This is a genomic window from Acinetobacter sp. YH12096 (assembly GCF_013419215.1).
Taxonomy (GTDB): Bacteria; Pseudomonadota; Gammaproteobacteria; order Pseudomonadales; family Moraxellaceae; genus Acinetobacter; species Acinetobacter amyesii.
Genome location: NZ_VPAM01000018.1, coordinates 39,135 through 59,359, shown reverse-complemented (window position 1 = coordinate 59,359; position 20,225 = coordinate 39,135). Strand labels below are relative to the sequence as shown.

The following is a 20,225-nucleotide window of genomic DNA, read 5'->3' as shown; positions in this document are numbered from 1 at the left end:
TATCTCCCTCATGGCTCTGATTTATCTCGAATCAAAAGACAACCCGAAAATTAAGCACCTCCGTGGCTTAATCGAACAAAATGCCTACCGTAAAAAACAAGGTCAAACTGTTTTGGAAGGCACACACTTGGTGTTGTCATGGTTAGACTCAAAACGTCCAATCAAATCGATTTTCACCACTGAACAAGCGATTAACCATGCCGATTTCGACCGCATTGCGGAACAATATCAAGGTGCGGTGTTCATTCTAAGTGAATCTTTATACAAAGATATCAGTACACTTGGAACATCTATTGCTTGCTTAGCGATTGTGGATTTACCAAGTTCAAGTGAAGCACTTAACTTCAGTGAAGACACCTTAATTTTAGACAATATTCAAGACCCCGGTAATGTAGGCACCCTACTCCGTTCTGCTGCTGCGGCAGGTATTGAGCAAGTTGTTTGTACCAAAGGCTCTGCATCGCTCTGGTCACCACGTGTATTACGCGCAGGTATGGGCGCACATTTTTCATTAAATACGTTTGAAAATATTGCCCTTGAAGATATTTTGACGAAATTCAAAATTCCAGTGTATGCAACAAGCTCACATCAGTCTGAAAACCTATATAGCAAAAATTTGCGCAAACAATGTGTGTGGATTTTAGGCAATGAAGGTCAAGGTGTTTCTGAGTATGCATTAAAACATGCGGAAGCAGTTGCCATTCCCCAACCGGGTGGACAAGAATCACTTAACGTCGCAATTGCCGGTTCAATCTGCTTTTTTGAGATGGTTCGCCAACGTCAGTAAAATCGTTACTTTATTTTATTAAGACGCGACCATTCAAAAAAATAGATTACACTAGAAAAATAATAATTCTTTTTGTCAACCTAACCATTATTTCCAACGTTATTTAAGTATGAATATGGAAATAATGGTGGGTGTCCAATGACAGGATTTTCCATCCCTATGGATTTAGCACCCAAACAGTCCGAGACCCAAAATAGTAGTGTTCTGAAGAGCACAGCTGAATCTCGCCTGAAAAACTTCATGAATGAAGTGACGGGGCGTGCTTTAGTAATGATGGAAAGTGCAACGCACGGTCAACATGGCATTGCCATGGACTTGGTGCAAGAAGCCTTTATTTCCTTACATAAAGCTTATGCTGAAAAGTCCACAGAGGAATGGTATCCCCTGTTTTACACCATTTTAAATAATAAGCTGCAAGATTGGCGTCGAAAGGAAGCACGTCGTTCGCAGCCGTTTTCCCTATTTAGAAAAGTCAGCCTAGATGACGACGATGTCGAAATACAGGATGTTGTAGATGAATCTACACCAAACCCTTTCGACTTTCTGGATCAGGCTGTCACTGCAGAGGAAATACAAGATGCTATCGCAGAACTTCCAGTCCGCCAGCAACAAGCATTTATGTTGCGAGCTTGGGAAGGCTTTGATACGCATACCACTGCAGAAATTATGAATTGTTCCGAAGGCAGTGTGAAAACACATTACCACCGTGCCATTCAAGGTTTACGTACCGCTTTGGCACATTTGAATCCACATATGGGAGGATCATCCGAATGAAACAAGATGATTTCTTAAAGCAAGTAACTTCCAAACTTGATGGACTCGCACAGCACCACAAAGACAAAGCAACTGTCATGAATAACGTGCTTGAAGATATTCATCAGCACGAAACTTCACGTTATGGTTTCTGGAAAATGTCTGGCTTTGCACTTGCAGCAGCAATTGCAGGTTTTGTCATTTTACCGAATGCGACTGTACTGGATGACAAACCACAAAATCAGGTGATTTCAACCCCTAAGCTCTCCCCTCAAATGGTGGAGGATCTTGAAATGTTGATGGTTCTGGGTGAGGACAAAGTTCCACATGGCAGCTAAAAAATTAGCAATTGCATTCTGTGCTTTTAGTTTTTTGCAAACCAGTTTTGCTGGCTTTGATCGCTTTTGGATATTTTCAAAAGATGCAAATACTCAAGTCAATGAAACTTGGGATTCGCTATCTGAAGCAGAACAACAGGCTTTAATTAAAAAGTATCAGGCTCTCAAAGAGATTCCTGCAGATCAACGTGTCAGCTTGCAACAGCGCATGGATTGGTTCACCCAACTTCCAGATAGTGAAAAGCAGCGTATGCGCGAAACATGGCAAAAAATGAGTACTTTAGAACGTAAAGAACTCGCGACACGTATGCAAAAAGCTAGTCCTGATGAAAGACCTGCTATTCGCGATGAGTATATCAATAAATATTTACAGCCTATCGCTGTCGTTCACTAATCAAAAACAACAGTATGTTGTGAAAATCAAATCTATTACATTAGTTAAGCCATAAAAAAAAGCCTCTTATCGAGGCTTTTTTTGTCTTACTTGCTCAACCGACGTTGACGATACACACCTAAACCAATTAATGCCAACAGTCCAAATACTCCCATTGAGCCACCGCCGCTAGAAGAAGAGTTGGTGTTTTTCGCGGTATTCTTAAGAGTCAGAATTGCATTGCTTGATGCAATGCCATCACTATCGACAACACTATATTCAACAGGATAGTCAAACTGACTAAAGCTATTTTTTACAGAGAAGGTAATCTTGCCACCGTAGCAGGTTTCCTTTAAATAACTTGCTGGGCAACTGCCACTATACTCAGCTTCAAAGTTTAAACCTGCTGGGATTTTCGTAAAGCGAATGGGAATAATTTGGCCTTCATCATTTTTATGCCATACCGATTTGCCCGCTGGCATAGATGCAACTGGACCATCACCATCATCATTGGCATTTTCTAATAAATTATTGACGGTAACAGACAAATTATTTGACGGACTAATTGTATATTGGGCAGCTTTGGCCACTGGAGTCATATTTTTAAATGCCACACGGACCACACCAGAGGATTCCGCCTGACTCCCTGTCTTTTGTTTTAGCGTATATTTACAAAAACCGTATTCGGTAGGTGCTGTTGTTGCCCCACTGGTGCGATAAATAACGATTTGTTTTATTCCCGCATCCCAATCACAGTGTAGGTCATGTGGTGGATTACCCACAATACTTGCTTCGCCTGTACTAGACACCGTAATTTCACTACCAATGCCGATTGGTGAAGTCGTCACGGTATAGTTGTCTGCATTTAAGGCAATTTGTCGTTTTTCAGCACTACCATTCACTGACTCTTCTTGAGGTAATGATGCCGGGAACGGATCAAAATAAACCGCACGATATTTAAGGTTATTTTTTAATGCACTGAATACCGCTTCGTATTTTGTTAAATCATCCTGATTGGCAACTTTGTATTCTGCATAATCTGGATCTTCGATATCCTTTTTCAAATCATCAATTGTTTTTTGATATTTCTCTTGAATAGCTGCTAAGGACTCGTTGGTAATCTCTGCCATATCTGCTGCAGTTAAATTCATTAATTCAACCGAACCAATCTCACAAGTATTTCGTTGTGCAGGTGATAGCTGCAAGGTACCATTCGTAATCCGCAAAATACCCCGTTGATCGGCTTTACTACATCCCTCTAAGCCAAGATTGATCAAGTCAAAACCACTGCCGATCGCTTTCGGGTAATACAAAGGTAAATACAAGTTATAAGCAGATTTTGTTTGTAGGGCGCTTAATAAAGTGCCCATAGCATAACTACTTACATCATGGTTTTGCAGAAAGCTTTCTGTATTATTCAGCACACTTTCGGGTAAATCACACTGCCCAGCTGCCAGTTCAAAAGCATTATTACTCGCAACAAACTTTTGACCATTATCAGGTACAGCATTATTCAGATAACGACAAGACTTACCACCAGTATTATAGGACAACACATTGAAATACCAAGCTTTTCCACCATTATTGTCATAATAATAAGTACTAGCCGCATTATTTTCGACTATTGTATTACTGGTTAAAACGAAGCTAGAAAAAGCACTTAAACGTTCCGTTCCCTGAGAAATGGCACGGATAATACTACCCGCACTTGGATTTGCTTGGTTTTTTGCAATCGTATTTGCTGTCAATTCAACTTTGGCCTTTCCACAGAAGTCCATCACACTATTACTCGTCGATGAACCATTTTGAATAATACTGCTTTGCTGGAACACAATTTCAGGCTGGGTATCCCCCAAGTTCCCGATACAGTCCATAGCAACAACACTACCTTTAGGTGCAACGTTGCCCTGAACTAAACTGCTCACCAATAATGTTTTTTTCGACATATTATGCGCAACAGAGTAAATCGCACCACCTGCAACTTTGGCTTGAGAGTTTTCTATTGCACCATTATTTAAGGTAAATGCCCCCCCTAAATACAAGGCACCACCTCGATCTTCTGCCATCCCGCCAGTAAGGCGAACATTATTGACGATAAAGTTGGCTTCTGAACGTGAAGTATTAAAAATACGCGATTTGCCTTGGGCATTAATCGTCGTTCTAATATCTTCATAGGCAGGAAATTTCTGCGTCAGTAAATTTTTTGAATCATAGTTAAAGCGACTTTTCCCCTCAATCACGATCTGATTGAGCGGAACTAACTCACCTTTAGTCAGAAGATATTCACCTGCTTCAAGTTGAATATAATCGGTCTGCCCATTATTTGGATTACCGACATTACATCCACCAAAAGATTTGTTTTTACGTGCAGTTTCAATCGCTTCACGTAAAGAACATTGATTGAGATTTTCACCATTTTCATCCTCAAAGGTCGTAACTTTGATGATGTTACTTGTCGCTGCCATAGATGACATAGCCGCAAGGACCATGACCGCCAGCAATCCTTTTTTATAATTTTTCATGTGCTGTCCTTAATTCTATCCAGACTATTTTTTAAAGCGACGAAATCCAACTAAGCCAAGCAGCGCAAAAATACTCGCCCAGCCTAGAGCACCACCCGAAGTTTTAACGGTTTTACTTTCCATTTCATTGTTTGGTTCTTGGAAAATACGCACTTCTGCAGCTAAATAATTTTTTGCCGAAGTATTAAAACGGGTTGAAGACGTCACCACACGCAATTCAAAAATATCTGCGCCATGCCAATTTCCATTTGGCGTGTATTCAAAATCACCATTCAAATTCAGTGTGAATTTACCTTTTGATTCGGTGCTTTGTACAACTATTGGACAACCATCTTGCCATGGCTCACCTGTTGGATTTGCCATACCCATCACTTTTGTACATTCTTCTTTTGGAATTAAATCACTGTCACCTAAAGCATCTAAGATATTAAACTTCGCCACTTCACCTGTACGTATGTCTTTACCTAAGCGAGGCATGCTCACAGGAACCACAATTTCTATAGCCCCACGATCACACCAAACATCATCCAAATTACGATTTTTTCCACGCTGATCAGAAGACTCACAATACACATGATGCTCATTGCCATCTGCTGTGGTCTTCCCCTTATTTAATATCGGGCTTGAGAAAATCGTTTCGTAATCTAATAAAATACGAGGACGTAAATAACCAATAAATGCGTTATTTGCTGTGGTAAATGGACAGAAAAGTGCATTACGATCTTCTGTTAAGGTTTTACAGCTACCTTCATCTTCACCCGCAATTAAACTCGTCCCAGACCATACATCATTTAAATTTGCAGCAGGCCCAACAGGACAACTCGCAGCCACTAAGTTGTTATAAAAAACAGATTGGTCTGTTCCTGAGTTCACGACTTTACAATCTTGAGCGGTACCACTGAGCGCATTACCAATCACCACACTATTGGCTAAATAAGCATGCTCAGAGGTACTATTTAGTTCGATACCGCCACTGTTCTTCAGTACTGTAATATTATTGAGTGCTAAACCATCACGTAAGTTGACAGCAAAACCTTTGTTTTTGAAAAAGGTGCTATTGGCAATGATATTTTGAGGGTTACTGAACACCAACTTACTGATGTCTGCGAGCCCATTTTGATTGTAAACAATCGCTCGACCAGAAGTGCTTTCATTATTTTTGAACAAAGATGTATAGATTTCATAAGCCGGTGCTTCTGAGTAAATTGCACCACCATCTACCGCTTTGTTGTTTTGAAAAATCGTGGTTCGTATATATAGACGGCTTGCTACAGCTGCGCCATCTTCTGAGAATCCAACATTGTAGATTGCACCACCAAGTCGTGCATAGCCATCTTCAAACTTTACATTTTCAAGTGTAAGTTTTTCATTATTAAAAATGATGCCGCCTTTATCAGCACATTGATCTTGCTTACATCCTTTAAATGAAATTTCTTTAAAATTGATCGCAAGTAGTTCTTTTTCGCCATCATTAATATTAAAAATTTGATCCTTACCCGTCATTTCAATGACGGCATTATTGAGACCGAGTACGACATCTTCATTGACGTTACTGTCATACGCCGTTTTCAGATTCAGTTCTGCTTTAATATCAATTTTTTTAGTGAGTTTATAAACTTCATTTTTTTTCAGAGAAATTGAGGCATAGGCATCTTTACCCCCGCAACCATTATATCCGGCTTCTGGCATACCATTATTGATATATTCTATGGCTTCACGAAGTGAACATTCCTTGTCATCCTTTACAACATCTTCAGTGGTTGTAACGGTAATTTCTGCGCTAAATGCATGACCTGCCATGAGAAGCATGCCAATGCCTATGCTCTGTTTGAGCATATCCATCTCCTTAAATATTTTTTATCTTTTTATTCTTAAGTTGCACAATCCTTGCAACATTAAAATATTTTTACGTACTTTGTCACAGCTTGAGTAATTACTCAAGAATTTTTATTGCTTACCGATATTCATCAATTAGGGCAAAAATCTGTCTTAAATTTGCATGACTCAATTTGACTTTTTCACCTTTTAACATCTGAATAAGTTGTTCTAAAGAGCGAAGTAAAATAGACGCCTGATGCGGCCCATGTGCCAACAAATAATCTACAATTTGTTGATCCATATGGATGCCACGTCGCGCCAAAACAGAGTTTACGAGTGCTTGTCGGTCTGCGTATAAACTACCATTTGGTACTTTTACACTGACAGCCTGAGTTAATCGAGACTGTAAATCTGGCAGTTCAAGTTTGAGTTCAATGGGCGCCAGCCGAGATGAAAAGACCAATTGACCACCTTCTTCGTTATTATAATTAATCAGGTGAAAAACAGCTTTTTGCCAATGTGGAACTCCGCTAATCGCTTCAATATCATCTAAAGCCACTAAGTCATAGCGATCTAGCGAAGTAATCGCTTCAGTGGGAGCATCGAGCAATTCAAGCAATGAAACTTGAATTGCTGATTTGCCAATTTCTAAATAGGAGTCACATATTGCAGACAGTAAATGGCTTTTTCCTGTGCCAGCTCCACCATAGATATAGAAACGATTCATTAAACCAGCATGTAACTGACGAACACCATCGATTACATGCCCCCAACTCGGCCCAGAAAAATCACTAATTCGGGCATCGAGTTGTGGTTCTATATCTAGCTGCAATTGACGCATATCTATATTTTGGCCTTATCAATCTTTATGTTCTGATCTTTCAATGTTACTCGAAATTTCAGGATCTTGCAGCGAATTTGCAGACTGATTTTTGAGCTCAATATCGACAGCAACTTGATTGGTTTCTACGTTTAAAGTGCCACTTGCAGCATCATTTACGACAAGTACATCATTTCGGTATAAATTACTTTTCTCGTAATTTTCGCGTGCATGACGTAATAAGACCACAATAATCGCTGCAACGGGTAGTGCAATGAGCATTCCGAGGAGTCCTGCCAATTGCGCGCCTGCAAGGACTGCAAATACCACTGCCACAGGAGACAAACCAATTTTGTCGCCTAATAAGAAAGGCTGCAAAATATAACCTTCTATTGCCTGCCCTACCATGAATACCACCAGTACTAAGGCCAAATGCACCCAATCCAAACCGAATTGGAACAGGCAAGCCACAATTGCCGAAATAATACCAACCGCAAAACCCAAATACGGAATAATACTGGCTAGACCCGCAATCATCCCAATGATGATGCCAACCTCAATACCGACTAATTGGAGTCCAACCGCATAAACAACGCCCAATAAGAACATTACCAAGAATTGGCCTTTTACAAATGCACCTAAAACTTCATGACATTCGCCCACGATTGTGAGCGTGCTTTTTTCATATTTACGTGGAATAAGTCGACGCATGTTTTCTAACATACGCTCCCAATCTAATAAGAAATAGAAAGCTATGATTGGAATTAAGACAATCGTGCCACCAATCTGTATGAAATTCAGACCCGATTGTGCCACTTTTAACAACATGGCTTGGATACTGTCTGCACTATAGTTGGTTTGAATATACTCCATGATCGCTGCTGACATTTGCTCTGTATCAATTTCCATCGGTACAAGATTAAATGTCTCTGATAACCACGGCAGGAATGTATAGTTGACCCAATGAATATTGCTTGGAATATTGTTTTTCGCATACATCAACTGTTCCCATACCAGTGGTACGAGGAACCACATTGAAAGGAATATAGCGACACCAATTCCAATAAAGACCAAACTGATAGATAACCAGCGCGGCAAGCCAATATTATGTAATTTATCGACTAAAGGGCTAAATAAATATGCAATTAGAAATGCGCCGATAAAAGGAACAACTACAGGCTTTAATAAGTATAAAACCCATATGATCAATGCTATCCCAGCAAGAATAAATATTCGGCGCAAGGTGCGATCACCCATATAAAGTCACCTTTTTTCAATGTAATCGTTATAGAAAGGAAAATATTTTAATAAAGATAACATTTTAGTGCGAAATAGCATAAGAGTTTTGCATATTCAGGTTATAATCCCCGCGCGAATGCGGAGACTTCATTATGAGCAACTCAACTTCTACCCCAAACACTGGTTTAAGCTACAAAGATGCAGGTGTCGACATTGAAGCGGGCGACGCGTTAGTCGATCGTATCAAATCTGTCGCGAAACGTACTGCACGTCCTGAAGTAATGGGCGGCCTAGGCGGCTTCGGCGCTCTTTGTAAAATTCCTAAAGGTTATGAAGAACCTGTTCTCGTATCTGGCACAGATGGTGTTGGTACAAAATTACGTTTAGCATTGAATTTGAACCGTCATGACACAATTGGTCAAGACTTGGTTGCAATGTGCGTAAACGATCTTCTCGTATGTGGTGCTGAACCACTGTTCTTCCTTGACTACTATGCAACTGGCCACCTCAACGTTGACGTTGCAGCAAATGTTGTGACTGGTATCGGTGCGGGTTGTGAACTTGCAGGCTGTGCATTGGTTGGCGGTGAAACTGCCGAAATGCCTGGTATGTATGAAGGCGAAGACTACGACCTTGCAGGTTTCTGCGTAGGTGTCGTTGAGCAAAGCAAAATTATTGATGGCTCTAAAGTTAAAGCGGGTGACGTTTTAGTTGGTGTTGCATCTTCTGGCGCACACTCAAACGGTTATTCACTTCTTCGTAAAATTTTAGATGTGAAAAACGTTGACCTTACTCAAATCGTTGATGGTCGTCCACTTGCAGATACAGCAATGGAACCAACTCGTATTTATGTAAAACCAATACTTCAGTTATTGAAAGAAGTGGATGTACACGCAATGGCACACATCACGGGTGGCGGCTTACCAGGCAACCTACCTCGCGTACTGCCAAATGGTGCTCAAGCGGTAGTCAATGAAGCATCTTGGGAATGGCCAGAATTGTTCAAACTACTTCAAAAAGAAGGTGGTGTTGAACAATTTGAAATGTACCGCACATTTAACTGTGGCGTAGGTATGGTTCTCGTGGTTGATGCAGCCGATGCTGACAAAACAGTTGAATTACTCAATAGCCTTGGCGAAAAAGCATTCACAATGGGTCACATTGCAGACAATGCTGAATCTGTTGAAGGCGCTGACGAAAAAATCCGTGTAGTTTTCGCATAAGCAACGTTCATGATTAAAATTGCTGTACTTGTTTCAGGCAGCGGATCTAACCTGCAAGCCCTGATTGATGCCAATCTATCAGGTCAAATCGTTGGGGTGATTTCCAATAGACCTGACGCTTTTGCACTGCAACGTGCAGAAAAAGCAAAGATTGCAACTGCAGTCATTGAACATAAGCAATATCCAAGTCGTGAAGCTTTTGATGATGTGATGCATCAACAACTGCTCGACTGGGATGTTGATTTGGTCATTTTGGCAGGCTTTATGCGCATTTTAAGCGCAAAATTTGTCAAAGCATGGGAAGGAAAAATGATTAACATCCACCCTTCTCTGCTGCCAAATTATAAAGGAATGCATACTCATCAACGTGTTTTAAACACCGGTGATGTCTTCCATGGCTGTACAGTTCACTATGTGACTGCAGAGCTGGATGCTGGTCAAGCGCTTGCTCAAGGCGTACTTAAAGTCAAAGTGCATGATCATGCTGAAAGTCTGGCAGATCGTGTTCACGAGCTTGAGCATGTGATTTATCCTCAAGTGGCAGAATGGATTTGTAATGGTACGATCCAACATACTGCTGATGGGGTGTTATATCGCAATCAACCGATGCAAGAACCTATTCAATTCTGCAAGTTTTAAAATCAGTTTTATCTATTTTAAATAGAAATAAAAAACGCATCCTTGGATGCGTTTTTTTATTTGACTACATTTAATCATTCATGTTTGGCATGAACCGCTAACATTTGTTTGATTAACTCAACCATTTCTACTGGTTTTTCTAATGGAAACATATGACTGCCGCTAACCACTTTAAATGGAATCGCAAATTTTTTCTCGACCATTTGGGGAAAGTGACGTGCCAAAAATGGCCCCTGCTCTGCAATTAACTGCTGTACAGGTACTTGCGGTTGAGCATGAGGTAACCACCACAGTGAAGGATTGGTTCGAAAAATATGAACTTCATCATCACGTGAAATCGTCAACTCCACCCCACCACGCAGTTTATCGTCCATCAAGGCATGATCAATATAAGCTTGATAACAGTCTGGATCGAAATCTTTATAAAAACCTTTCGGCCTTAAAAGCTCTGCTGCTTGTTCACGGCTGTCCCAATGATCACGACGACGCTTCGACAATCCTGCTGGGGACATTTTATCGAGGACTTTAAGTTTGAGGAGTTTTGCGATGTGCAAAGCAAAAGACTCTTTCCCCATGATCATAGGCGGATCAATCATTAACACTTGTTCAAACAATTCTGGGCGTTGTAACGCAGCCTGAAATGTTAAAACCGAACCTAATGAGTGACCTAATCCAATCACCTTACGACCATTGGCCTGACGTACAATACTGTCTATTACCTGCTGTGTTAAGCTTTTCCAATGGTTATCGATTGGGTAACGCTTATCTGGCCCAAGTAACGGCACATAGATCACATCATATTCATCACTCAGTAAATCAAACAATTTTTGATAAACCTGTGATGGCACGCCATTGGCGTGCGCAAAATGAATTAACGGTTTCATTGTAACTTCGTGCTGTTTTCAGATTGAACCTGTTGTGACAATGCACTTGCCAAACCTTGACCAAATGAACTTCCCATACGACCTAGCACAGAATCAAATGGACTATTTTCAATGGTGTAGTTTACGGCTTTTTCAGTTTTCAATTCACGTTTCAGGCTATTTAAACTACCTGTACGGTCAGCAATACCCAGCTTCACAGCCTGATCACCTGTCCAAAATAAACCTGAGAAAATAGCCGGATCATTTGATTTTAATTTCTTACCGCGACCTTCTTTCACGGCATTAATGAAATGCGCATGAACGTTATCGAGTACACCTTGAACATGTGCTTTTTGTGCAGCATCGACAGGTTGAGTCATGGATAAAATCGCTTTGTTCTCACCCGAAGTCATAGTGCGATCTTCTACACCGAACTTTTGCATCAAACCACTAACACCATAATTCGGCATGATCACGCCGATTGAACCCACTAAACTTGAAGGATTGACAATAATTTCATCTGCAGCAGACGCAATATAGTACGCACCTGAAGCACCAGTATCACCAATAATGGCATACAGTTTTTTATCGGTATGGGCTTTTTTCAAGTACTGAATTTCTTGCCAGATTTCATCAGACTGAACAGGTGAGCCACCCGGTGAGTTAATATTTAGAACAACGGCTTTGCTTTGTTTATTTTCATAAGCTTTTTTCAAAGCTTTGATGGTATTTGCGCTGTTTACACTTTGCTTGTCCGCTGCAATGGTCCCAATGATATCAACCACGGCAATATGTGAACCCGCTGTTGCTGCAGGATCTGATGATGACATGCTACAACTTTTCGCCATCGCAATGATAATAAATAGCAAATAAGCAAAGGTTAAAAATTTAAAAAATATACCCCATCTACGTGCTCTACGTTGTTCCTCAACGGAAGAAAGCACGGCTTTTTCTAATATTTTCCATTCATTTCCAGTTGGCTGCTGGATATTGTTTGAAGAACTTTGCTGTTTTTCTTCAGGTTTTGGTGGCCATTCGGACATAAAAAAACCCATTTGATCGTTAATTTGTAGTCATTATATACACGCTAATCGCTATAACTGTCTAATCAATTCATTTTCCCCTATAATTATTTTAAATTTTCTTTCATTTCTTTCAGACTTAAATAAGATGACCGACCAAAATTCACAGGACACTACATATCACCTGTTAAAATTTATCAGCCGTCAACCTATTCAAATTTCTAGATTAATTGCAAAAGGTTTGGCTGGGTTAGTCAATGTTTTAAAAATCTCTAAAACCTACTCTACGATTCAACGCAATCTTAAAATTGCATTGCCTGAATTATCAGAGTCAGCTCGCATTCAACTCACTAAACAAGCGATTCGAAACGAACTTTGTTCTTATTTTGAATTTTTTAACATTTGGGGTGCAAGTACAGAAAAAAATATTCAACGAATTCATCACGTACATGGCGCTGAATATTTACATGAAGCGCTCGCCCTACAAAAAGGCGTTGTACTCGTAGTACCACATTTTGGTACTTGGGAAATCATGAATGCATGGGTTGCGCAGTACACTCAAATGACCATCATGTACAAGCCGGTAAAAAGTGAATCTGCCAACAATTTTGTTCGTGCTGCACGAAGCCGCGAGCAAGCCACATTGGTTCCAACCGATGAATCAGGTGTACGTCAAATTTTCAAAGCCTTAAAACAAGGTGGGACGACAGTGATTTTGCCAGACCATACGCCAAATGCCGGCGGCGAAATGATCCCTTATTTTGGCATCCCATTAAAAACCAGTAATTTAAGTGCCAAACTGATTCAAAAAACCAAAGCACGTGCACTCCTACTTTATGCTATTCGCAATGATAATCATGGTTTTGATATGCATATCGAACCTATGGATGAGAATATCTATCAAGGCAATGCAGATGATGGCTCGATAGTTATCTTTAAAGCAGTGGAAGATTTAATTCATCGTTATCCAGAGCATTATCACTGGAGCTATAAACGCTTTAAAGCCAACCCAAAATTGAGAAATCTATACAATATTAGTGATGAAGAAGCCGCTCAACGCATTCGTGATATTCGTGAGGAATATCAAAGACAGCAAAAAATGAAAAATGTGACAGAATGACATTTTCAAGCAATATACTTGAAGCAGTTTTCTATTCAGATTCTTTTGATAGGCTGCGATATAGATCGAGCCATTTATACTTTGTTCGCTCTTCGATCAACTCGATTTGCTGTTTATTTTGATTGAAATGAATACTTCCACTTTGTGCAGTTTGCAAGAGTGGAATGTCTAATTGTTTGAGACGTGTTTGGGTCATCTTTGCAGGATGTCCATAACGATTAAATCGCCCCGCAGAAGCAATCGCCAACTTGGGCTTAAAATGGTTTAAAAACGCATAGGATGAACTGTGCTGACTACCATGGTGTCCAAGCACCAAGACATCGACTTTTAGGTCTGGATAATCACGTAATATTTGATATTCAGTCTCCCAACCCGCATCCCCCATCAATAGAAAATGTCTTGGTCCATTGACGCCTTTGACCGTCACATACAGTACACAAGAGCGTTCATTGGCATTCCATTGGGCATTTGTCAGATCTTCAGGCTTTGGCGAGAGTATTTCAAAATAGACTTGCTGATCCCAATTCCACTGTTGACCACGCTGACATAAACGCTGTGGAACTTGGTTCGTGGTTTGTACTCGCTCATTACTTGAAAGCTGCCCGATATCAAGCTGTTGCTCCAATGAGAAAAAACCACCGCTATGGTCTTGATCTAAATGAGTCAATAACACCCGATCTAGTCGATGGACACCATTCACACTCAAAAATGGCCGGATGATATTTTGCCCGACACTAAATTGACTTTCATCATAGTTTCCACCGAAGTCTACCATCATATGATGATCTACAGAACGGATATAGATCGCCTGCCCTTGCCCCACATCTAAAATTGAAAGTTGAAAGTTTGCTGAATTTCTCCATGGGATAAACAGAGCAAAAAAGGCAATGACCGCCCAATATTTTGGCAAGATACCTTCAGGTAAAAATAAGATTACTACAACGAGTATCAACAGTATGATTTGAGTTGACGTCAATGCGACATCGTGCATTTTTGGTGCAAAGAGTCGATCTAAGCCATAGAGAAACACATGCAATATTTCCAAACACAGATCATTGAATAAAAAAACCAAATGCGCCAAAGGTGTAGAAATATAAGAAAGTGCCCCTCCGATGATATCTAAAGGAACCACCACTGCCCCTAGCCACGGGATGGCGAATAAATTACTTAATGGGCTAATCCACGTGACTTGCTTGAAAAAAATCACCATCAATGGAAATAAGGCAACAAAGATTTTCCATTGTGATTCCACCATCAACCACATTGAATGCCTTAACTTTTGCCAAAAACTGACTTCCGCTTGAGCCAGTAAATGCTTCCTTAAGGTTTGATAAATCCGCAGTAAAATAAAGCATGCGCCATAAGACAACCAAAATGCTGCGGATAAAATACTAAAGGGGTCCACTAGCAATAAAATAGCGGCACTAAAAATCAGCAGTTGAAAAGGCTGAATGGTTTGCCGTAACAAAAGCATGCTACTTGCAACTAGGCAGATCGTCAGCGTTCTCAGTGCAGGTATTTCAAAGCCAGTAAATGCGCAATATAGAAGGACACAGAAGATAAAGGGCACGACCAATACATATTGTTTAGGCCATTTGAGATAGATTTTGGGACAATATTTACGGATACCCAACTGCATCGCCCAACAGAGCATGCTAGCAAAAACCAGCACATGCGGACCAGAGATCGCCAGTAAATGACTCATCCCAAAGCGTTGAAATAACTCACTGGTGCCTTCAGTGAGTAAACTTTTATCGCCTGTAAGCAGTGCTAGCAGTAAGCCATGATTCCGCAGCGGTTGTTGATATATAAACGCTCTTAAATATAAACGTTGTTGTTCGACTTTTATTTTGAACTGATGTAACACACCTTGATGCCGTTGATACTGTTGACCGTAGCCCATTGCAGTCATATGTTGGGGTGGTATCAATTCGACCGACTTCACCTTTAAACTGGCATGTATATTTTGCTGTACGCTCCACCGCTCTTGGTCAAATGCACCTTCTGTCACATAGCTTTGGGTAGGTCGTAACTCACCATACATACGGTAGTACTGTCCAGGGACCAACTGAATCGTCTGTTCATTATTTTGCAAAATTGAATTGGGTAAATACGCCATAAAATATTGAATCTGCTGATTCACATTGAGCACTTCAATTTTTTGCTGAATCGCTTGGTCTTTGAGTTGGCTGATCTGTGGAATATACACAATAAACTCATCTTGTTTGCTCTGATGCTCAACCAATGCCAAACGCTGATCGAGTTGAGTATTGGCGAAACTAAAGCCGAGAATTGCACCTATGCAAAGATTTGCACTGAGCTGTAAGATTTTCGAAAAGATACTTTTTAGTTTTGGTGAAATGTAGAGCTGTAGCACTAGCCAAATCAGGACAATAAAAAGCAACTGAGCTGTCGAGAGTTGTGGATTCCAAAACATGAACCCCATAAAAGAAATACCTAAAATCCAGCCAATACAAAAACTTTGTAACATGAGTCGTCATTATTTTTATTATGTGCTGGCAATAATAAAGCCCACCGCGGTGAGCTTCAATCAAACAATCTTAATCCACTAATTTTTTACAAAATCAATTTAGCGCTTAGTCATCTACCCATAAACCATCTTGCATATGCAAAATCGCATCAGCAGATTGAGCTAAATATTCATCATGGGTCACAATTAGCATTGCCATGTTAAATTCTTTACGTAATTCAGACAGCAACTCAAAAATCCTCACCGCGGTTTTGCGGTCTAAGTTCCCTGTTGGCTCATCAGCCATCATCAACTTAGGTCTTGCTACCAATGCACGAGCCAAAGCCACACGTTGACGTTCACCGCCTGAAAGCTCACCCGGTTTGTGCGTCATGCGGTGGGAAAGTCCAACGCGTTCCAAAAGATATTCAGCTTGCTGCTTCACTTCTTTGAAGTTACTCAACTTACGTAACATCAATGGCATTGCCACATTTTCAAAGGCGGTAAATTCAGGCAGCAAGTGATGGAATTGGTATACAAAACCTAAATGCTCATTACGGATATAACCACGCTCTGCTTCACCTAAAGTGTCAAAGCGTTGACCATTAATCATCACTTGACCCGATGTTGGACGATCTAAGCCACCCAATACATGCAATAACGTACTTTTACCAGAACCACTTGACCCCACAATCGAAACAAACTCACCTGCTTTGACTTGTAATGAAAGTCCACGAATCACATCGACTGTAGACTTCCCATCGGTAAAAGATTTGGTAATGTTTTGGGCATCTAAAACTAAATTACTCATAGCGTAGAGCCTCTGCAGGTTGAACTTTAGCTGCACGTAATGCCGGATAAATAGTCGCGATAAAGCTAAGACCCAATGATAAAGATACAATCACCACAACATCTTGCCATCTTAAATAAGACGGTAAATAGTTGATGAAGTAAGCATCAAACATATTTAAGCCCAATGTTGTATTCAACCAACCGACTAAATTACTAATACTCGATGCAGCGATAATCCCTAAAATCGCCCCAGACACCGTACCAATCACCCCAATCACTGTACCTTGCACCATGAAGATCCGCGTGATTGTAGCCGGTGAAGCGCCTAGAGTACGCAAAATGGCAATATCGGATTTTTTATCAGTAACCACCATCACCAATGAAGACACGATATTAAATGCTGCAACCAATACAATCAGGAACAGCAATAAACTCACCATTGCCTTTTCCATTTGAATCGCGCTGAATAGGTTGCCGTGTGTATAAGTCCAGTCAGAAGCATAGAAGTTTGCAGGTAGATCACGCACAATTTCTTGAGACACTTGTGGCGCTGCAAAAATATCATCCAACTTCATACGGATGCCTTGCGCACCATCTGGCAGTCTTAATAAAGTCGACGCATCGTTCAGGGCCACGTAGCCCATCATCGAATCAACCTCTGCACCAATACTGAAAATACCCACAATTTTAAATCGTTTAAAACGCGGAACGACCCCAGCCGGCGAAGGAGTTGCTTCAGGAAGCACTAAGGTCACACTGTCATTCAAGCCTAAACCTAAGGCATCTGTCATTTGCTTGCCAAGGACAATACCAAACTCACCTTTTTTCAGGTTATCGATACTGCCTTCCACCATATGGTCTTGGATAATTGATACCTTTTTTTCATACTGCGGTTCAATCCCACTGACCATAATGCCAGACACTTGACCTTGTGCCGTCAACATTCCCTGTAATTGGGTGAATGGTGCGACCCCTTGAACATGCTCATGCTGCTCAATTTTTTTTGCAAGTTCAGGCCAATTTGTTAAAATTTGTGTTGAAGAAACAGTGGCTTGAGGTATCATTCCTAAGACACGAGTTTTCAGCTCACGATCGAAACCATTCATCACAGATAAAACTGTAATAAGGACTGCCACACCAAGCGTGAGGCCGATCATGGATACCAGAGCAATAAAAGAAATAAAGTGGTTACTGCGCCGAGCGCGAGTGTATCTCAACCCTATATACAGCGAGATTGGTTTAAACATAACCATCTAGTCCGAGGTAATATATATTATGGAAAACTTACAGCATCAAAGCGTTCAAACTGAACGCCGTGTAATGTCGCGTATCGATGCTGCTTTGCGCATCAACTATCAGATTATCTCTGATGATGTTGCACTGAATGATCCTTACGATCCTAATTTTGTATTGCCGCGCTATTTTCTACTACTTGCTGAATTAGATCAATTTGATCATGCACTCAACTACGAATTAGAACAATTAGCTGAGAAAGATCAACAAATTGCTCGAATCTTATCCTTATTTAACCAAAAGTTAAACCTTATTACGGGTTCTTTATACGACGCAATTGTACAAAGCATGTTACCAGTGCCTGAACATGTCAATTTTTCAGAAACAGGATTAAGTTTTTTCAGTGAACGTCCAATCAAAGAAGGTACTTATATCCACCTCACCTTAAGCCACCCTGAAAATTTTTTCCATATTGCGGCAACTGCGCAAGTGGTTTATAGCCGTGAAGAAGAAAGCAACTTATACCGTACGGGTGCCTATTTTATCACACTGCTCCCTCAAGACCGCGTCAAACTTGCAGAGTGTATCGCACTGACCCAAAACAAAGAGTGATTTTTAATCAATGTTTTAATTTGTGGGCGAGCTCTCTGTTCGCCCGAAAATCTTTATAAAAATAAACAAACAAGCCTGATAATAGAATCACAGCACCAAGTAAAACCATCAATGATAATTTTTCATCATTCAGTAAAGCACCAAAGAGCATAGCAAGCATGGGTGTGAGTACCGTTGTTAAAGACAAAGTTGTCGCCTTGATGTTTTGTACCAGTTTGAAATAACAAAACATTGCAATCAATGAAGCCATAATCACTGCATAAAATAAGCCAATGAGTGCTTTGGTCGAAGGCATCTGTGTAGGTGTATACTGCCAAATAAACGGTAGCATTGCAGCAGAAAATAGTGCTGAGATAAGAATCGAACCCGTGGCTTGAGACATGGGCTGCAATGGCGCATTGACTTTTTTCACCCAAAAAATCGACATACAGTAGACGAATACGCTCATTAACATTAAGACAATACCAACAGGCTGTACGTGCTGATCACTGCCGCCTAAGCAAATAATGGCTAAACCACAAACGGCAATCAACATCCCAATCCATTGCAAGCGATGCAGATAGGTATGAAAGAAGAAACGACCGATCAGACCCGTCATAATTGGTGCCAAACCAAACATCAGGGCAATAATGCCTGAGCTGAGATAGGCCGTTGCCATATAGGTAAAAATCTGAGAACCAATAAAACTAAATGCCCCCGCCAAATAACTGTGCAGCGAGGTTTTATCCATCGGAAGTTTATGTTTAAAAATAAACAATAATGCAACAGCCAAGGGTAATGCGATAAAAAAGCGTAATGTCAGTGCCCAAAACGCATTGATATCACTGACACTCCAAACGATGGCAAGTGGCGTGGTCGACCAAATGAACACCAACAACGCATAGGTCGTCGCTAGATTTGTTTTAGATGGCATGGTTTTTACTTCTGCGCCGTTTTACGTTTTTGCTTTTGAATGGTTTGATCTAAGCTACTAGAAAATTCGCGCTTATCACGTTCAGAAATCGGGGCTGGACCACCGGTTTGCACACCTGCGCCCCGTAAAGTATCCATAAAGTCGCGTAAGTGTAGGCGAGCTTTGACATTTGCTGTGGTATAAATCTCACCGCGTGGATGTATCGCTATACCGCCCCGCTCAATCACTTCAGCAGCAAGTGGAATATCCTGTGTCATCACGATATCGTGCTCTTTCATGCGCTGAATAATTTCTTTATCCGCTGCATCTGCCCCACTCATCACTTGAATCGAGTTAATCCGCACTGAAGGCGTTATCCCAACATTTTGATTGGCGACAAACGTGACTTCTAACTGGTAACGATCAGAAGCACGAATAATTACATCACGTAAAATGCGTGGTAGCGCATCTGCATCCACCCATAATTTAAATGGCAGCACTGATTTTCCATTCACTTTTAAACATGACTCATAGTAACAAATCTACATGACAATTTGGGGATCTGCATCCGCTGAATGGATCTACATTTCTCTAATCATGAGAATCGAAAAGCTGCAAAATGACTCCAACTTGGGCTTATTTTCCAATGCTTTTACATTTAAATCCTACTGAAAACATTTTTTATGCATGATTTCATGATAAATATGAC

At 40.6% G+C, this 20,225-nt stretch carries 19 protein-coding genes; 8 read left to right on the top strand and 11 right to left on the bottom strand.

What is annotated here, in order from left to right; genetic code table 11:
* The first annotated feature begins 10 nt into the window (after positions 1-10).
* From FTU36_RS09255 to FTU36_RS09240, 4 genes are all read left to right on the top strand, one after another.
* Positions 11-787: an RNA methyltransferase gene (locus tag FTU36_RS09255; protein WP_180117575.1), complete on the top strand. Its 777-nt coding sequence runs from the start codon at positions 11-13 to the stop codon at positions 785-787.
* A gap of 159 nt (positions 788-946) precedes the next feature.
* Complete coding sequence (locus FTU36_RS09250) at positions 947-1,561, top strand: RNA polymerase sigma factor (protein ID WP_180117587.1); 615 nt, start codon at positions 947-949, stop codon at positions 1,559-1,561.
* Positions 1,558-1,878 (top strand): hypothetical protein, encoded by a 321-nt coding sequence (locus FTU36_RS09245; RefSeq protein ID WP_180117573.1) that lies wholly within the window; start codon positions 1,558-1,560, stop codon positions 1,876-1,878. Before FTU36_RS09250 ends, FTU36_RS09245 begins: the two co-directional genes overlap by 4 nt.
* Positions 1,868-2,272: a DUF3106 domain-containing protein gene (locus FTU36_RS09240; protein ID WP_180054931.1), complete on the top strand. Its 405-nt coding sequence runs from the start codon at positions 1,868-1,870 to the stop codon at positions 2,270-2,272. Before FTU36_RS09245 ends, FTU36_RS09240 begins: the two co-directional genes overlap by 11 nt.
* Positions 2,273-2,358: 86 nt before the next feature.
* Here FTU36_RS09240 and FTU36_RS09235 read toward each other — a convergent pair whose 3' ends face one another.
* The 4 genes from FTU36_RS09235 to cxpE all read right to left on the bottom strand — a co-directional run bounded on the left by FTU36_RS09235 (position 2,359) and on the right by cxpE (position 8,668).
* Positions 2,359-4,773, bottom strand: coding sequence for a CSLREA domain-containing protein (locus FTU36_RS09235; RefSeq protein ID WP_180117585.1), 2,415 nt, complete (start codon positions 4,771-4,773; stop codon positions 2,359-2,361).
* Between the two features lie 24 nt (positions 4,774-4,797).
* Complete coding sequence (gene rbtA / locus FTU36_RS09230; RefSeq protein WP_180117571.1) at positions 4,798-6,609, bottom strand: rhombotarget A; 1,812 nt, start codon at positions 6,607-6,609, stop codon at positions 4,798-4,800.
* Positions 6,610-6,727: 118 nt separating this feature from the next.
* Positions 6,728-7,432: a DnaA regulatory inactivator Hda gene (hda, locus tag FTU36_RS09225; RefSeq protein ID WP_078190380.1), complete on the bottom strand. Its 705-nt coding sequence runs from the start codon at positions 7,430-7,432 to the stop codon at positions 6,728-6,730.
* Positions 7,433-7,450: 18 nt separating this feature from the next.
* Positions 7,451-8,668, bottom strand: coding sequence for a chloramphenicol efflux transporter CxpE (gene cxpE / locus FTU36_RS09220; protein WP_180021921.1), 1,218 nt, complete (start codon positions 8,666-8,668; stop codon positions 7,451-7,453).
* 134 nt (positions 8,669-8,802) lie between these two features.
* On the opposite strand from cxpE, the gene purM reads away from it, so the two are divergent.
* Both purM and purN read left to right on the top strand, forming a co-directional pair.
* Positions 8,803-9,873 carry a phosphoribosylformylglycinamidine cyclo-ligase gene (gene purM / locus FTU36_RS09215; protein WP_078190382.1) on the top strand — a complete coding sequence of 357 codons (1,071 nt, stop codon included), beginning with the start codon at positions 8,803-8,805 and terminating at the stop codon, positions 9,871-9,873.
* 9 nt (positions 9,874-9,882) lie between these two features.
* A complete protein-coding gene (gene purN / locus FTU36_RS09210) occupies positions 9,883-10,512 on the top strand; it encodes a phosphoribosylglycinamide formyltransferase (RefSeq protein WP_180117569.1) in 630 nt (209 codons plus the stop codon).
* Positions 10,513-10,586: 74 nt separating this feature from the next.
* On the opposite strand, the gene FTU36_RS09205 is transcribed toward purN, so the two are convergent.
* Together FTU36_RS09205 and sppA are read right to left on the bottom strand one after the other, a co-directional pair.
* Complete coding sequence (locus FTU36_RS09205) at positions 10,587-11,396, bottom strand: alpha/beta fold hydrolase (protein WP_180117568.1); 810 nt, start codon at positions 11,394-11,396, stop codon at positions 10,587-10,589.
* Entirely contained in the window at positions 11,393-12,418 is a 1,026-nt protein-coding gene (sppA, locus tag FTU36_RS09200; RefSeq protein ID WP_078190385.1) for a signal peptide peptidase SppA, read from the bottom strand. The genes FTU36_RS09205 and sppA overlap by 4 nt, the downstream gene beginning before the upstream one ends.
* Before the next feature lie 127 nt (positions 12,419-12,545).
* Here sppA and FTU36_RS09195 point away from each other — a divergent pair, with 127 nt between their 5' ends.
* Positions 12,546-13,517, top strand: coding sequence for a lysophospholipid acyltransferase family protein (locus FTU36_RS09195; RefSeq protein ID WP_180117566.1), 972 nt, complete (start codon positions 12,546-12,548; stop codon positions 13,515-13,517).
* Positions 13,518-13,548: 31 nt separating this feature from the next.
* Here FTU36_RS09195 and FTU36_RS09190 read toward each other — a convergent pair whose 3' ends face one another.
* From FTU36_RS09190 to FTU36_RS09180, 3 genes are all read right to left on the bottom strand, one after another.
* Entirely contained in the window at positions 13,549-16,008 is a 2,460-nt protein-coding gene (locus tag FTU36_RS09190; protein WP_180117564.1) for a DNA internalization-related competence protein ComEC/Rec2, read from the bottom strand.
* 106 nt (positions 16,009-16,114) lie between these two features.
* Complete coding sequence (gene lolD / locus FTU36_RS09185) at positions 16,115-16,798, bottom strand: lipoprotein-releasing ABC transporter ATP-binding protein LolD (RefSeq protein ID WP_180117562.1); 684 nt, start codon at positions 16,796-16,798, stop codon at positions 16,115-16,117.
* Positions 16,791-18,026 (bottom strand): lipoprotein-releasing ABC transporter permease subunit, encoded by a 1,236-nt coding sequence (locus FTU36_RS09180; protein WP_078190389.1) that lies wholly within the window; start codon positions 18,024-18,026, stop codon positions 16,791-16,793. The genes lolD and FTU36_RS09180 overlap by 8 nt, the downstream gene beginning before the upstream one ends.
* Before the next feature lie 28 nt (positions 18,027-18,054).
* Here FTU36_RS09180 and FTU36_RS09175 point away from each other — a divergent pair, with 28 nt between their 5' ends.
* A complete protein-coding gene (locus FTU36_RS09175; RefSeq protein ID WP_180117560.1) occupies positions 18,055-18,624 on the top strand; it encodes a PilZ domain-containing protein in 570 nt (189 codons plus the stop codon).
* Positions 18,625-18,631: 7 nt separating this feature from the next.
* Here the strand turns inward: FTU36_RS09175 and FTU36_RS09170 are convergent, their stop codons facing one another.
* Positions 18,632-19,537: a DMT family transporter gene (locus tag FTU36_RS09170; RefSeq protein WP_180026965.1), complete on the bottom strand. Its 906-nt coding sequence runs from the start codon at positions 19,535-19,537 to the stop codon at positions 18,632-18,634.
* A gap of 5 nt (positions 19,538-19,542) precedes the next feature.
* Positions 19,543-20,031 carry a YaiI/YqxD family protein gene (locus tag FTU36_RS09165; protein ID WP_372491130.1) on the bottom strand — a complete coding sequence of 163 codons (489 nt, stop codon included), beginning with the start codon at positions 20,029-20,031 and terminating at the stop codon, positions 19,543-19,545.
* Positions 20,032-20,225: the final 194 nt, after the last annotated feature.